The organism is Marinobacter sp. MBR-99, assembly GCF_040547575.1.
In the GTDB taxonomy this organism is placed as follows: domain Bacteria; phylum Pseudomonadota; class Gammaproteobacteria; order Pseudomonadales; family Oleiphilaceae; genus Marinobacter.
The window spans coordinates 1-14,678 of the sequence record NZ_JBEPPY010000007.1; the positions used below are offsets into that span (position 1 = coordinate 1).

Sequence of the window (14,678 nt, forward strand, 5' to 3'; positions counted from 1 at the left end):
TGAGTTTTTCTTGGTCCACTTGTGTACCCACGATGGTATCCTTTTGAAAAGATTACTCAGTCGTGGGCAGTTACACAATTTGGTTTACAGGCTCGTAAGTAACCTTTTTGTTGGTCGGCAACACCTGGCCAAAGAATTTCACTTCGCCGGCACCCAGGGCGCGGCCTTTGCCTTCGCCGCCGGTCCAGGCCAGGAAGAAGCCCACCAGTTGCCACATGGCGTCCAGGCCCAGGCAGCCGGGCATCACCGGGTCGCCCTGAAAATGCACTTTGAAGAACCAGAGGTCCGGGTTGATGTCCAGTTCGGCCACCAGGCTGCCTTTGCCGAATTCACCGTCGTCTGCCGCAATATGGGTGATGCGGTCTACCATCAGCATTTCATCGATGGGCAGGCGCATATCGCCCGGGAACAGTTCGCCGTGACCGCAGCGGATCAGGTCTTCTTTGTCAAAGTGATCAGGATACATATTGCCTGTGTCTCTGTTGCAGAATCATTTCTTCTACTTTAGCGCCTATCGCCAGAAGAGCTATTGACCTTTAGTGGATGATGGTCGGCGTGAAGTTCCCCCAGGTTCGTAAATAATTTAAGAAGCAGGCCCGGGACGGAGGCCCGGGCCTGCTTTTGTTGTTTGGTGAGGATTGCCGGAATTAACCTTCGCGACCGTCGGCCCTGGGGCTGGCCAGTACACCGGTGTAGCGAACCAGGAAAATCAGGTAGGCGATCACCCACAGCGCGGTGCTGGTGCCGATGCCGGGGTGCCAGGGAACGATATCAAATGCGGTGATAACTCGAATAACCGCCGCCAGTTGAACCGCCACAAAAGCCAGAACCATGCCTTTGGGTAAAATCAGTGGGCGGCCGGTGTGACCCAGGGAGACCCGGGCGATCACGCCCAGAATCAGGCAGCCAACGGCGCCGGTACCCGCGGCGTGGGTCCAGGCATTGCTTGGCCAGCCTGCCAGCAAAGAACCGGCGAGTAACAGCAAGGCCACCGGTACCCAGAGAATGGACAGGTGCAGTATCCACAACAAGGGTTCACTGCGCACCAGCCAACCTTTCCAGTTCGCCAGGCGAACCAGCATCAGCACAGCAGCCACCACCGCCAGCATGGCGGTTACCGTTTGCCACCCGGTAATCAGTGAGGCCATCAGCAGGATCATAGAGAACAGCGTGGCCATATCCAGGGCCGGAATCATTTTGACGGCCTCGGCGTTGCCGCCTCGCTGGCGCAGCCAGCCGGCGGAGAAGGCTGGCGTGATGCGGCCGCCAATGATGCTGATCAGGGCCATGGCCATAATCAGCGCGCCATAGCTGAAGGACATATCCAGCCGGGTCACAAAGCCGATCTGCATCAGCCAGAGCAGCCCCAGTACCACCAGAATCATCACCTGCCGTTTCTGCCGGGCTTTCCAGACACGCCAGCCGGCATCGATCATCACCAGCGGCAGGAAGGCGAGGTTAACGCCCTGCACCAGCCATTCCGGCAGGTTGCCGCCAAAGGCCAGAAGCAAGCGGCCAGTCAGCCAGACGCCCCAGAGACCCACCAGCAGTGAGCCATGGGTGCGTTCGGTTTGGGTCCAGACACATACCGCCGTCAGCAGAAAGCCCGCGATAGCCGCCGACAGGAAACCGAACAGCATTTCATGCTGATGCCAGAACAGGCCCGGCATGGCCAGGGGCAGTCGTACCGTACCGGTCACTTCCAGCACCCAAAGGGGGATGGCGACAATAGCCAGTAAGGTCATAGACAGAAAGAAAATCCGGAACGGGTAACTGAAGAGCTGGCTGACGCTGGCGGAGGCGCGCTCAGGAGAGGCTGGAATGGACTGCATAACTAATCTCCCAAATACATGTATATGCAGTATATGTTAAAGGTGATGAGGTTGAGAAACCATACCTGCTTCGGGGTATTTTGCGTACAATGCGGGCATCATTTTGATTAGGAAAGGAATGTTCTATGAGTGCCTACGTATTGCTGAAGATGCTGCACATGGCCACCGCCTACCTGACGATTATTCTGTTCGCCCTGCGGTTGGTTCTTGATGCGGCGGGTCGACCGGGCTGGCGTCATACTCCGTTGCGTTTCATTCCGCACATCAACGACACCATTTTGCTGGTGTCCGCCATCTCCCTGTTGTTTGTGGTTGGTTACATCCACTCCATGCCGGGCTGGCTGATCGCCAAGATCGTGCTGCTGATTGGTTACATCATTGCCGGGGTATTTGCTCTGAAAACCACTGTGGCCAAACCGGTGCGGATTGTTGCTTCTGTTCTGGCCCTGGCCCAGGTGCTCGCCATTCTTCACCTGGCCATGGCCAAACCGTTCTTCGGCTAAAACGCCTTATTTCCTCTCGCTGATCTGCCTGGTCAGTTCCTGAAGCTGTTGTTGAACAGCCTGGAGCTGGCGGGCGATCTCGTCTCGCTCGTCGTGGGCTTTTTCGGCTTCCTTGGCGTTCTGTTCTTCGCCCATTACTTCCAGTATTGCCCCGATCATCATGTTCAGAAACACAAACGCCGTCAGGAATATGAAGGTGAGGTAGTAAATCCAGCTTAATGGATACACCGCCATGGTGTCGTACATCACGTCTGTCCAGTCTTCAAAGGTGGCTACCCGGAACAGGGTTAGCATGGCAATGGACACATCCCCCCACAGGAACTCGTCAATATCGGCAAAGAACATGGAGCCCATGGCTGCATAGATGTAAAAGATGATGAACATCAGCAGGGCGATGTAGCCCATGCGGGGGATGGCTTTGAGCAAAGAATTGATCAAAAAGCGCAGCTCAGGCACCACTGAAACCAGTCGCAGCACCCGGAACACTCGCAGCAGGCGGCCCAGCAGCACCGCTTCGGCGTTATCCAGCGGAATCAGGCTGCCGATCACCACCAGGGTATCAAACAGGTTCCAGCCATCGAACAGGAAGCGTTTTTTGTTCTGACAGACGCCAAAGCGGAACAGGATCTCCACCAGGAAGAACAGGGTGATGGCATTGTCCAGCACGCTCAGGCTTCGCTCCACCAGTGGCGGGACATCGTAGGTTTTGGCACCGATGGTCAGCGCTGAAAGGATAATGATGGCAATCACCGCGCCCTGAAAGAGTTTGCTGGACTCAATGCGGCGCAGTTGTTCAAAACCGGAAACAGGGCTTAGTTCGGAGGACATGGCAGACAAAGACTCCAGAAAGTTCGCGAGGAGCCGGATTCTAAAGCGCTCAGAGGGTATTGGGTAGCCTGAATGTTGATCAGCATTGGCCTGTGAGGGATGCATGCATTTTATAAACAGTGCTTATTTCACATGATCAGAATTATTCATTCGTGCTATGAGGAAAGGGTTTCCATAATCAGGTGACTCACAACAAATACAAGAGAGTGACTTCCCATGGCAGAAAGACCTGAGTTAGCCGGCTGGCGCTGGGGGCCCTTTACCTTCCGCGTGCCGTTCTACCATACCCGGTTATGCTGGTCGGAGTTTCTGCAGGGGCTCTTTGTCTCTGCGGCAACCGGTCTGGCTCTGATACCGGTGATGACAGCCTTCTTTGGTTTGAGTTTTGAGGAGGCGGTTGCGCTTTCCATGATTCATGCCTCCTTGATAGCTTCGGCAGTCATTGTTTTCGGCGAACCCTACGCGGGCGGTTGGATTACGCCTGCCTTGCCGTTAATTCTTGCCTTTGTGATCGGTGGCTACGACGACCCGGTCAGCCGGTTTCAGGCCATGACCGCCCTGAGCCTGGTGTTTGCCGCTCTGGTTCTGATGCTGGGCATTACCGGCTTGGGGCGGCGATTCATTATCTGGCTACCTGACACCCTGAAAGCGGGCATTATTCTGGGCGCGTCCATCGCCGCGCTCAAGCGAGTCTTCGTGGACGACGCCGAGCGTTTCCTGTTGGAACAGCCCATTGCCACCGGGTTGGCCTGTGCCATCTGTCTGATTTTCACTTTCTCGGTACCGATGCAAAAACTGAAGGCCCGAAGCCGGTTCTTCTTCATGCTGGGGGCGTTGGGTTTGTTGCCGGGCTTTCTGGCCGCCGCCATTATCGGGCCGCTGGTGGGTGAGGTGAGCTTTGATATCCAGTGGGGCTTCGTGGTGCCGCCGCTGGGAGAAGCCCTGGCGAAAGCGTCACCGTTGGTGAATGGCTGGCCATCAAAAGAAATGATTGTCCAGAGCATTCCTCTGGCCCTGATCGCCTACATCATTCTGTTCGGTGACCTGGTTACCGGTAATGAAGTGCTGCGTGAAGGCCTGAAAGTCCGCAAGGACGAGCACATCGACATTAACCTGAACCGTACCCACTTTTCCCTGTCCATCCGCAACGCCATCATGGGCATCGTGGCACCGTTCTTCCCCACCCAGGGCGCTGTCTGGACCGGCGTGCACGTTATCGTTGTCCAACGCTGGAAGCAGGGCCCCAAGTCCATGAACAGCCTGCACAGTGGGCTGGCATCTTATTACCTGATGGGTCTGCCGTTCATTTACTTCCTGCTGCCATTACTGACCGGGCTCAAGCCCCTGTTGGGGGTTGCGCTGTCCCTGACGCTGGTGCTCACCGGCTTCGCCTGTGCCTACATCGCCATGTCGATACCCCGGGATAATGCCTCACGGGGCACTGTGGTGCTGATTGGCGCGGCGCTGGCGTTTTTTGAACCCTGGCAAGGCTTGTTGCTGGGGGTTGTGGCGACGCTCGCCCTGGTGGGCTGGGACAGAAGCCCCGATCCAATTCCTCACGATGAGTGAGGAACGGCCATTCACTGCAACAGGTGGCTACGCCACCTGTTGCAGAATGATCTGCCACTCCTCATCACTGACCGGCATTACCGACAATCTGCTGCCTTTCTTCACCAGCGGCAGGTTGTCGAGCCCCGGCAGGGCTTTCAGTTCATCCAGTGGGATCAGGCGCGGTAGTTTACGCTCAAATGCCATATCCACCGCCTGCCAGCGGGGTTTTTCCGGCGTGCTTTTGCTGTCGTGATAGGGCGATTCCGGATCAAACTGGCTGGGGTCCGGGTAGGCGCTGCGGGTCACGGTGACGATGCCGGCAATGCCAATGTGTTTGCAGCTGGAGTGATAGATAAACACCTCATCACCTTCTGCCATCTGTGCCATGAAATTGCGCGCCTGGTAGTTACGCACGCCGTCCCACGGAATGCTGCCGCCGGACTTGGCAGCAAAGTCGTCAATACTGCATTCTGAAGGTTCCGTTTTTACCAGCCACTTGGCCATGGGCAAGGTCTCTCGTTGTCAGGACTGCTGTGGCGGCTTCACCAGTGGTGTTTCCTGGTGCTGCCGGCTGAGTGGGTAGAACAGTTGCGGCGAGGCCAGTTCCGGAAGGTCTGTGCGTTCTTCATGGGCCGCCCACTCGGCCCGTTCCGCCTTGCGAATCGCATAGTGCATCCAGGCCAGGGCAGTGGCGACAATGATGAACATCAGCATGAAACTGCTTTGCCAGACGCCGGTAATGTCGTTCAACACACCGAACGCCAGTGGCAACAGAAAGCCGCCGATCCCGCCAATCATACCGACCACACCGCCTACCGCGCCAACATGCATAGGGTAGTACACCGGGATGTGTTTATACACGGCCGCCTTGCCCAGGGACATGAAGAAACCGAGCACGAAGGTCAGCACCACGAACAGCGCCAGAGTGATCTCGAAACTGAAGCGGATGTCGCCCTCAATGCCGTGGATAACGTACTCCGTTGGCGGGTAGCTGAGCAGGAAGGTGCATATCACTGAGGCCGTGAAGGTCCAGTACATCACCCGGCGGGCGCCGTAACGGTCAGATAGCCAGCCGCCGAGGATGCGGAACAGGGAGGCGGGCACTGTGTACATGGCGGCGATCATGCCGGCGGTCTCGATATTCAGCCCATAAACGCCGATCAGGTAATGGGGCAGCCAGAGCGCCAGGGCGACGAAGGCACCAAAAACAAAGAAATAGTAGAGCGCGAAGCGCCAGACCCTGAGTTCTTTCAATGGCGCCATTTGCTCGGCAAAGGATTTTTGCTCGGCGTTGGCCCGTGCTTGTGCCAGGGGGTCGGTTTTCGCCAACACAATAAAGAAAACACCCATCAGTGCCAGCACCAGGGCGTAGATCTGGGCGGTTTTTTCCCAGCCGAAGGCAACCAGCAGGAAAGGCGCACCAAAATTGGTGACCGCCGACCCCACGTTGCCCGCCCCGAAAATACCCAGTGCTGTGCCTTGCCTGGAGGGCTCGAACCAGGCAGCGGTGTAGGCAACCCCCACGATAAACGCGCCGCCGGCCAGGCCAACGCCCAGGGCGCCGAGCAGCATCATCGGGTAGGTGGTGGCAAAGGTCAGCAGGTAAACACAGGCTGCCGTTGTCAGCATCAATATGCCGAATACCCAACGCCCACCGTAACGGTCTGTCCAGATGCCCAGAAACAGGCGGCTGATAGAGCCGGTCAGAATCGGTGTGGCCATCAACAGGCCAAGCTGGGTGTCAGTCAGGCCCAGCTCTTCGCTGATACGGATGCCGATGATGGAGAAGATGGTCCAGACCGCAAAGCAGAGGGTGAACGCAAAGGTGGATAAACCCAGCGCCCGGTACTGGTCTTTGGGTGTCGGAGTGGTGGTCATGGCCGCTCTCGAACGGTGTGAATGGCTTCAGGTAAACGATATCAAATATGTTGGTTTGGCTTCTGGTGCATTGGAGGTACCTCCTGCTGGGTGCAGTGGTGGTACGGGTTCCGGGGCTATAACGCGGAAGGGGATAGCTGCGGGGTTTCTCTGGTGGGGTACCCGCAGAACCTCTTGATGTACGTCAATTATGGGGCCCGCGCGCTGTGGGGTAATGCTGAGGAAAGTCAAAGTCCTGCCGGGTGCCGCCGGCAGCAAATGCCTCGGAGAACCCCATGAACATCATGATTGCCTACGATGGTTCCAGAAACGCCAGGCTGGCCCTGGCCCAGACCATCACCATGTTTCGCGCACTGTCCCCCAGGCTGACTCTGGTGGCGGTGGCAGAAAATCCCCGGGATATCACATCCAGTAACGAAGACCTGTTCCAGGAAGAGGTGAGTGAGCTCAAGGGCCACCTCAAGGAGGCGCTGGAAGTGTGCCAGAGCCAGGGCGTGGAAGCAGAAACCATGCTGCTGGATGGTGATGCCCGCAAGATGCTGCTGTTCGCAGCTGAGAAAAAAGTACGGCCCGACATGCTGGTACTGGCCCGCCACAGCCACGAGCCTGATGGCGGCTTTATCGCTCGCTCCCTGACCTATTTCGTGGACGAACTGGACTACATGACCTTCGGCAGCGTCAGCTCGTTTCTGGCCCGCCGTGTCCAGTGCCCACTCCTGATTCTGCCCAGCCGCTGAAGTGGCTGGGATTATTTTTCCCCTTGTTGCTAGCCCCGGAGGCTCAAAATGAAAGTCGCTGACGTCTTCCGCGTCCGTAATCCGGAGATCAGGGCACTGCACCTGACCTGGATTGCATTCTTCATTACCTTTTATGTCTGGTTCAACATGGCGCCCCTGGCATCCAGTATGCTCAAAAGCGTCGACTGGCTGACCAAAGACGACCTGCGCCTGTTCGCCATCTGTAACGTGGCGTTGACGATTCCTGCCCGAATCATCGTCGGCATGGCTCTGGACCGGTTTGGGCCGCGCCGCGTGTTCTCGGTGCTGATGGTGGTGATGGCCATTCCCGCCCTGGTGTTTGCCTTCGGTAACACCATGGCCCAGCTGCTGATCAGTCGTCTGGTGCTGAGCTCTATCGGTGCCAGCTTTGTGGTGGGTATCCACATGACTGCCATGTGGTTCAAGCCGAAGGACATCGGCTTCGCCGAGGGCTTCTACGCCGGCTGGGGTAACTTCGGTTCTGCGGCGGCTGCGATGTCTCTGCCGACCATCGCCATCACCATGTACGGTGGCGATGATGGCTGGCGCTGGGCGATTGCCCAGAGTGCCATTGTGATGGCCGGTTACGGCATCTGGTACTGGTTTGCCATTACCGATGGCCCGGAAGGCACCGTGCACCGCAAACCCCGCAAGGCGTCTGCCATGGAAGTCAGTAGCTGGGGAGACCTGGTTAAACTGATCCTGTGGACTATTCCACTGATCGGCGTGCTGGCCATCCTGGTGTGGCGCATCCAGAACCTGGGGTACCTGAGCCCCATGGGTGCCGCTATCTGCTACGCCGTGATCTTCGCCATTGTTTGCTATCAGATCATTCAGATTCTGCGGGTTAACATTCCGATCCTGAAAAAAGGTGTTCCGGAAGACGATAAATACCCGTTCAGCAGCGTGGCTGCCCTGAACAGTACCTACTTCGCTAACTTTGGTGCCGAGCTGGCGGTGGTCTCCATGCTGCCAATGTTCTTCGAGGAAACCTGGAGCCTGAGTGCGACGGCCGCCGGCCTGATTGCTGCCTCATTTGCCTTCGTAAACCTGCTGGCTCGCCCGATGGGTGGTTTGGTGTCTGACCGTATGGGCAATCGGCGGTTTGTCATGCTCAGCTATATGTTTGGTATTGGTCTGGGCTTTGCCTTGATGGGGTTGCTCAACTCCAACTGGCCGCTGATTATCGCCGTGGGAATCACCGTATTCACCTCCTTCTTCGTGCAGGGTGCAGAGGGCGCCACCTTCGGTATCATTCCGTCCATCAAGCGCCGCCTGACCGGGCAGATATCTGGTATGGCGGGGGCCTACGGTAACGTCGGGGCGGTGGTCTATCTGACCATCTTCACCTTCGTAACACCGTCTCAGTTCTTCTTTATTATCTCTGCCGGGGCGTTTATCAGCTGGGTGCTGTGTATCCTCTGGCTGAAGGAGCCTGAGAGCGCGTTTTCTGATGAGTACCATGTGTCTTCTGTGGATCTCCAGATTGAAGAGGAAGAGCGCCAGAGAGCGGCACTGCTTGGGGCGAAGTAATGCCTTAAAGCTCGAGCAATCCAAGCCCGCCACGGAGCAATCCTGGCGGGCTTTTTTGTACTTGTGATAAACGGATGGTCAGGGTTTTTCGAGCGACTCTGCATTTTGATCAACGGTTGGATGGACTGGATGTGGTGATGGTCTGCCATGGTTTCCAGAGGGCGGTGCGACTGCGCTGGTCGTGTGTTTTTGAGGTGTGTAGGGGTGGTGGGGGGCGGTTTTGCGATGCTGGAGGCGCTCGTTAGAGGCTTCAGGTGGGCGTTGTTGGTCCGGGTTTCAGCGCTTGACCGCAGGATGTCTGGGCACAAAAAAGCCGGCCCTTGTGGGGCCGGCAAGCAGAGGTCTAACGCGTTGGTTGGTGCAATTACGGGTTTTTGATGTAGGCGTTTTTGCGCAGGTAGAACCACCAGTTAACCACCAGGCATACGGCATAGAATACGGCAAAACCGTACATAGCAACTTCCGGAGTGCCTGCCTGAATTTCCTGTCCCATCACCCGTGGTGCGATGAAGGCGCCGTAAGCTGCCACTGCAGAGGTCCATCCCAGTACCGGGCCTTTCTGCTGTTGATCGAAAATCACACCAATACTGCGGAACGTGGAGCCATTGCCAATGCCGCTGGCGGCGAACATCAGGATAAACAGCACCAGGAAAATCGGGAAGTAGGCGTTAGGGTCGGTCGAGTTGTATGCCAGCATCATCACGTAACCGGTGGCTACTGATGCAACCACCATTACGACAGAGATGATCTGGGTGACAATGGAACCGCCCATCTTGTCTGAAATCCAGCCACCAACCGGGCGAATCAGTGCGCCGACAAACGGCCCCATCCACGCCCATGTGAGCGCGCTCGGGGCATCAGGATTTGCCACCCGGGTAACGCTGCCATCCGCTGCCACTTCCATCATGTTGCCGAAGATAACGCTGATAGATAGCGGCAGGGCTGCAGAGAAGCCGATAAATGAGCCGAACGTCAGGATATACAGCACGGTCATAGACCAGGTGTGCTTGTTGCTGAAGATGGCAAACTGTTTCTGGATGTTGGGCTTGATATCGCCAGGGATCAGTCGCAGCAAAACCAAGGTCAGGATAATTGTCAGTGGCAGTGCCACCCACATGTTCAGGATGCCTAATGCCCATACGCCGGCAAGAGAGGTCAAGAGGCCAACGCCATAAAGACCAAGGATCTTGCCGAAAGCGGATATCGGGTTGCCCGGGTTCGGCGTGATCACTTTCAGGTTATTCATGCCGAACCATCCAGCAAAGGCCAGTGGGATCAGGAAAACCAGCCAGATGAAGCCAGCGTTCTGGATCCAGGTGTCGGTACCCGCCTCAATTCGGCCAATCAATGTGCCGCTCGGGCTTTGCAGTTCCATCGGCGCGCCGGCCAGCGCTCCGAAGATACCGACAGTCATCACCAGCGGAATCAGAATCTGCATGGTGGTCACGCCGAAGTTGCCAAGCCCGGCGTTCATGCCGAGGCCATAACCCTGCTTGCTCTTAGGGTAGAACGAGCTGATGTTGCTCATGGAGCAAGCAAAGTTACCACCACCAATACCGGACAGCAGTGCCAGTGCCTGGAACACAATGAAGGGTGTATCCGGGTTCATTAGTGCAATGCCGGTGCCCAATGCCGGGATCATGAGCAGGGCTGTGGTCAGGAATACGGTGTTGCGCCCCCCGGCAATCTTGATCATGAAAGAGGCGGGAATGCGCAGTGTCGCACCGGATAGGCCGGCAATGGCGGTCAGGGTAAAGAGTTGCTCAACCGAGAACGGGAATCCCAGATTAATCATCTGCGTGGTGATCATGCCCCACATCAGCCAGATGGCGAAGCCCATCAAAAGGCTGGGAATGGAGATCCACAGGTTGCGGGAGGCGACTTTCTTGCCTTCCCGTTCCCAGAATTCCTCGTTTTCGACATCCCAGTGTTCAATGTCTGCGTTGGTTTTTGCCATGGTGTTTGCTCCTTGGTGAACAACATGCCGGAGCCACGGTCGTCGTGGTTTACGGACTATGAGCCCATTGTGCAAACGAAGCCGCAGAACCATTCTTGACGAATATCAGTGAAAAATTCGGGTGCCTTGAGCTAGCCAGGCGGTGCTCAGTGCGCTTTGCTCAAGTAGTCAATAAATTTATTTAAAACAGTGCCTTATATGGGTGGTACTTCGTCGGTGGTAGGTGGAGAGCGAAACGGTGCAGTAGAGGTAGCCAATGATTTCCAGGCTTTACAGGGCGCGATTTGAGGAACTTTTGCTGAGCAGGAACAGCGCCAGTAACTGGCTGGCCAAACCGGAAAAAGCCAGGGCCCAGACGCCACTGGCCAGCCAGAGCAAACTGGATTGAGAGTACGGCGCGTCACCAGTGAGATAGCGGCTAATAGCAGCAATGGCCATGGCACTCGCCAGTGCCAGCACCTGCCAGGCCGGAGGGAAGGTGCGGCAAGCCCGTTGCCAGGCCAGCCGCAGCATGACACTGCCAGATAAAGTGCCGAGGGCACCAATAGTGATCAGGTGCAGGGCCGGCACCAATGATTGGCCCGTAAACAGGTGAACCCCTGTGGCCCCGGCTCCCGCAGCCAGCCAGAGGTAGCCGAGAGCCAGGACCAGAAGATCCGGCCTGTCGGTGCAACGCCAGAGCTTCCAGCGGACCGTTCGGACAATGATCAGGGTGGCGGCTAGCAACAGGAGGGCACCGGATATCAGGCGGGTGCCAGAAAAAGGCAGACAAATCATTGCGAGGGGCAGCACAATCAGCAAAGCGCCCTCAATCCGAGGCTGAACCCTGGCTTCCAGGGGGATGCCCCGTTTCTCCAGGGTGCCAGCCACCGCCGGCGCGATGATTCGGCCCCCCATAAACGTCATCAGCAACATCAGGCCCAGAACGGCGACTTCCATCAGGCTTCTTTTGGTCAGCACCGCAGGTATCCAATCCGTCAGGGCATAGGCCAGCGCCAGCAGGCACAGAGCCAGGATCAGCGGTCCGGCAATTTTGTTGCGCCATTTTTTGGCAGCCTGAAAGCGCGGCACTACCTGCCAGGCCAGCAGCAGGGCAAAGGCCGGGCTGAGCAGCTGACTGAGCAGCCACTCCGGAGCCAGCAGCCAACTGAACCTCGCAGCAAGCCAAAGGCCAAACAGGGGCGCAAGTAGTCTCCACGGTTGCGGGCCGAGGGTATAACCGGCAATCAGCGCCAGGGCAAACCCGAAAATCAGCTCATGGCCATGGCCGGCACCCAGCAAGCCCGGCGGCCAGCCGGTTCCGGACATGACTGCAAACAATGACATTGGCACAACCACTGCGGCCCACAGAGCGGCAGCGGGAAAGAAAAGCCAGAAGGCGTGGATTCGTCCGGGGCTTTGCGAAGCACTCATGCGGTGGGCGTCTTTTTCAGGCCGTGTGGGGCAGAACACCGAAATAGATGGCGCTGAAATGGCAGGCGCTGCCGCCGATGACAAACAGGTGCCAGATGGCGTGCATGTAGGGAATGCGGTCAGCCAGATAGAACGCCACACCGGCGGTGTAGACAATGCCCCCGGCGATAGTCAGATAAAGGGCGGTTTCGCTCAGGTTTGCAACCAGATCGGATGAGGCGAAGATGATCAGCCACCCCATGGCAACATAGATGCCCACCCTGGCCAGTTTGAAGCGGTTCTTGAAAATCACTTTCAGCACTACCCCGGTCAGCGCCAGGGACCAGATGACTGCAAACAGAGTCCAGCCAGTGGTGCCGCGCAGATTGACCAGCAGGAACGGTGTGTAGGTGCCAGCGATCAACAGAAAGATGGCGCAGTGATCCAGGGTTTTGAACGCGGTTTTCAGTTTCGGATGGCGGGTGCCGTGGTATAGCGCCGAGGCCATATACAGCAGAATCAGAGAGGCCCCGAACACGCTGAAGCTGACAATCTTCCAGACATCCCCCATCTGGCTGGCACCCACTATCAGGGCGACAGTGCCGATAACGCTGAGAACAGCGCCGAGGCCGTGGGTAGCGCTGTTAATCCACTCCTCAATTCGGTTATGGAGGGTTTCTGCCGTGGTCTGGGCTTGGTTCATAGGTGCGTTCATCTAAGGTTGTCTGTACGAGCTGAAAGTATAATCCAGCTCAGCGTACACGTGTACGCAAACAAATGCCATGAACATCCTGTGACCATGTTCAGAAAAACTGAATAACCTGCCGGAAATCTTCCGTTTTCAGCTTTTGCCCCGGCCCGTTACGCTGTGATCATTCATAGCGAACAAGGAGATTATCCGATGGCGAAAGTACTGGTTCTTTATTATTCAATGTATGGTCACATGGAAACCATGGCCAACACCGTGGCTGAGGGTGCAAAAAGCGTTTCAGGTGCCGATGTGGTGGTAAAGCGGGTGCCGGAGACTATGGCAGATCAGACATTCCTGAATGCCGGCGGCAAGGCCGATCAGGCAGCCCCGGTGGCCACCCCGGCCGAGCTGGCGGATTATGACGCCATCATTTTCGGCACGCCGACCCGGTTCGGTAATATGGCCGGTCAGATGCGCACCTTCCTGGACCAGACCGGCGGCTTGTGGGCCGAGGGCAAGCTGCACGGAAAAGTGGCGAGTGTGTTTACCTCAACCGGCACCGGAGGCGGGCAGGAGCACACCATCAGCTCCTTCTGGACCACGCTGGCTCACCACGGCATGGTGATCGTTCCGCTGGGGTACGGCATTCCGGACTTCTTCGACATCTCCGAAGTCAATGGCGGCACGCCCTATGGTGCCTCCACTATTGCTGGCGGAGATGGTTCACGTCAGCCTAGTGAAAAAGAACTCAACATTGCCCGCTATCAGGGCAAGCATGTGGCGGAGCTGGCAGTAAAGCTGCATGGCTGATTAACGGATTTAGGATTCGTTAAACGCGAACAAGGGCAGGGGGGTGACCTCTGCCCTTGTTGTTTTCAGGACCGCTATTTCTGGAGCTGTGATCAGTTCACTTGCGCCGCCCTTGATAATGTTGGCAGCTGCCATGAACAGCAAGTTGGTCGGAAACGGCTGAGTCTGGTTTGCCGGTTCAAGCCTTAGCTGCGGTTTTCAGTCGGGAGAAGGTGGCAGGTACAACACCAAGCCACGAGGCAAGCTGGTTATCCGGTACCCGTTTGATCAACTCCGGGTATTCGTCCACCAGAAGGGCGTAGCGTTCTTTGGCAGACATAGTGTGTTTGCGATATTCCCGCATACTGGTGAGCTCTGCCATTTCCTCGGTCAGCACCAGCGCAAACCTCGCCCACAGGCCGTCACCGTGGCTCTGGATGGCAGAACGGAAGGCTGCGAAATCGGCAACCCAGACGGTGGCGGGTAATACGCTGGTGAGGCACAGGGTATTGCGCACGGTGCGGCTGCGCCCGAACACCGGCCAGATCAAGTCGCCTTCTGTGAAGAAGTGGTGAATGGCGACTTTGCCGGTTGGGGATTCTCTGAACAGCCTGAGGATGCCGTACTGGATAAGGTACACGTTGGCCCAGGGGCGGTCGTGCTTTTCCAGTGGCGTTTCGGCGTCGATGCGTTTCTGGTGGAACAGGCGGGCGAGGTCACTCAGGAACAGGGCTTCGGGGTTGTCCTGTTTTTCGTTCAGGCATATCCCGAAGGCGTGGCTCAGGCCGTTCAGCAGGGCCACTTCCGCCGGGGCGGTGTCGTAGCGGATGATGTCGTTGGTCTCATCCCCCAGCAAGCAGGGTGCGGAGGCCATGGGTGGCCTGAAACTGCTGTTCATAATCTAACCTTCGCGACATTGGCGTAGGTCAATTATCCTATCATAAAACAAACATCCAAAATGACTTA

General features: G+C 57.0%; 13 protein-coding genes and 1 pseudogene. 5 read left to right on the forward strand and 9 right to left on the reverse strand.

The features are described from left to right. Positions 1-94 precede the first annotated feature (94 nt). Both fabA and ABIE59_RS07525 read right to left on the reverse strand, forming a co-directional pair. Positions 95-466: pseudogene (gene fabA / locus ABIE59_RS07520) on the reverse strand (bifunctional 3-hydroxydecanoyl-ACP dehydratase/trans-2-decenoyl-ACP isomerase); the annotation flags it as partial. A gap of 181 nt (positions 467-647) precedes the next feature. Next, complete coding sequence (locus ABIE59_RS07525) at positions 648-1,832, reverse strand: NnrS family protein (protein WP_354445706.1); 1,185 nt, start codon at positions 1,830-1,832, stop codon at positions 648-650. 125 nt (positions 1,833-1,957) lie between these two features. Between ABIE59_RS07525 and ABIE59_RS07530 the strand changes: the two genes are divergently transcribed. After that, positions 1,958-2,335 carry a SirB2 family protein gene (locus ABIE59_RS07530; protein WP_354445708.1) on the forward strand — a complete coding sequence of 126 codons (378 nt, stop codon included), beginning with the start codon at positions 1,958-1,960 and terminating at the stop codon, positions 2,333-2,335. A gap of 6 nt (positions 2,336-2,341) precedes the next feature. Here the strand turns inward: ABIE59_RS07530 and ABIE59_RS07535 are convergent, their stop codons facing one another. Continuing rightward, positions 2,342-3,163, reverse strand: a complete 822-nt coding sequence (locus ABIE59_RS07535) for an ion transporter (protein WP_354445710.1) — start codon at positions 3,161-3,163, stop codon at positions 2,342-2,344. Positions 3,164-3,379: 216 nt separating this feature from the next. Here ABIE59_RS07535 and ABIE59_RS07540 point away from each other — a divergent pair, with 216 nt between their 5' ends. Beyond that, positions 3,380-4,732 carry a hypothetical protein gene (locus ABIE59_RS07540; RefSeq protein ID WP_354445712.1) on the forward strand — a complete coding sequence of 451 codons (1,353 nt, stop codon included), beginning with the start codon at positions 3,380-3,382 and terminating at the stop codon, positions 4,730-4,732. A 27-nt stretch (positions 4,733-4,759) separates the two neighbouring features. Here the strand turns inward: ABIE59_RS07540 and ABIE59_RS07545 are convergent, their stop codons facing one another. Continuing rightward, positions 4,760-5,218, reverse strand: coding sequence for an EVE domain-containing protein (locus ABIE59_RS07545; protein ID WP_354445714.1), 459 nt, complete (start codon positions 5,216-5,218; stop codon positions 4,760-4,762). An 18-nt stretch (positions 5,219-5,236) separates the two neighbouring features. Then, entirely contained in the window at positions 5,237-6,592 is a 1,356-nt protein-coding gene (locus tag ABIE59_RS07550) for an MFS transporter (RefSeq protein ID WP_354445716.1), read from the reverse strand. 275 nt (positions 6,593-6,867) lie between these two features. Between ABIE59_RS07550 and ABIE59_RS07555 the strand changes: the two genes are divergently transcribed. Next, complete coding sequence (locus tag ABIE59_RS07555) at positions 6,868-7,329, forward strand: universal stress protein (RefSeq protein ID WP_061332956.1); 462 nt, start codon at positions 6,868-6,870, stop codon at positions 7,327-7,329. A 48-nt stretch (positions 7,330-7,377) separates the two neighbouring features. After that, a complete protein-coding gene (locus ABIE59_RS07560; protein ID WP_058092619.1) occupies positions 7,378-8,883 on the forward strand; it encodes an MFS transporter in 1,506 nt (501 codons plus the stop codon). A gap of 364 nt (positions 8,884-9,247) precedes the next feature. Here the strand turns inward: ABIE59_RS07560 and ABIE59_RS07565 are convergent, their stop codons facing one another. The 3 genes from ABIE59_RS07565 to trhA all read right to left on the reverse strand — a co-directional run bounded on the left by ABIE59_RS07565 (position 9,248) and on the right by trhA (position 12,935). Next, positions 9,248-10,840, reverse strand: a complete 1,593-nt coding sequence (locus tag ABIE59_RS07565; RefSeq protein WP_138435438.1) for an MFS transporter — start codon at positions 10,838-10,840, stop codon at positions 9,248-9,250. A gap of 270 nt (positions 10,841-11,110) precedes the next feature. After that, entirely contained in the window at positions 11,111-12,253 is a 1,143-nt protein-coding gene (locus tag ABIE59_RS07570) for an NnrS family protein (RefSeq protein ID WP_286922022.1), read from the reverse strand. 16 nt (positions 12,254-12,269) lie between these two features. Beyond that, positions 12,270-12,935 (reverse strand): PAQR family membrane homeostasis protein TrhA, encoded by a 666-nt coding sequence (gene trhA / locus ABIE59_RS07575; RefSeq protein ID WP_354445719.1) that lies wholly within the window; start codon positions 12,933-12,935, stop codon positions 12,270-12,272. A 198-nt stretch (positions 12,936-13,133) separates the two neighbouring features. Between trhA and wrbA the strand changes: the two genes are divergently transcribed. After that, entirely contained in the window at positions 13,134-13,733 is a 600-nt protein-coding gene (gene wrbA, locus ABIE59_RS07580) for an NAD(P)H:quinone oxidoreductase (protein ID WP_152438996.1), read from the forward strand. 178 nt (positions 13,734-13,911) lie between these two features. On the opposite strand, the gene ABIE59_RS07585 is transcribed toward wrbA, so the two are convergent. Next, positions 13,912-14,610, reverse strand: coding sequence for a Crp/Fnr family transcriptional regulator (locus ABIE59_RS07585; protein WP_342631117.1), 699 nt, complete (start codon positions 14,608-14,610; stop codon positions 13,912-13,914). Positions 14,611-14,678 lie beyond the last annotated feature (68 nt).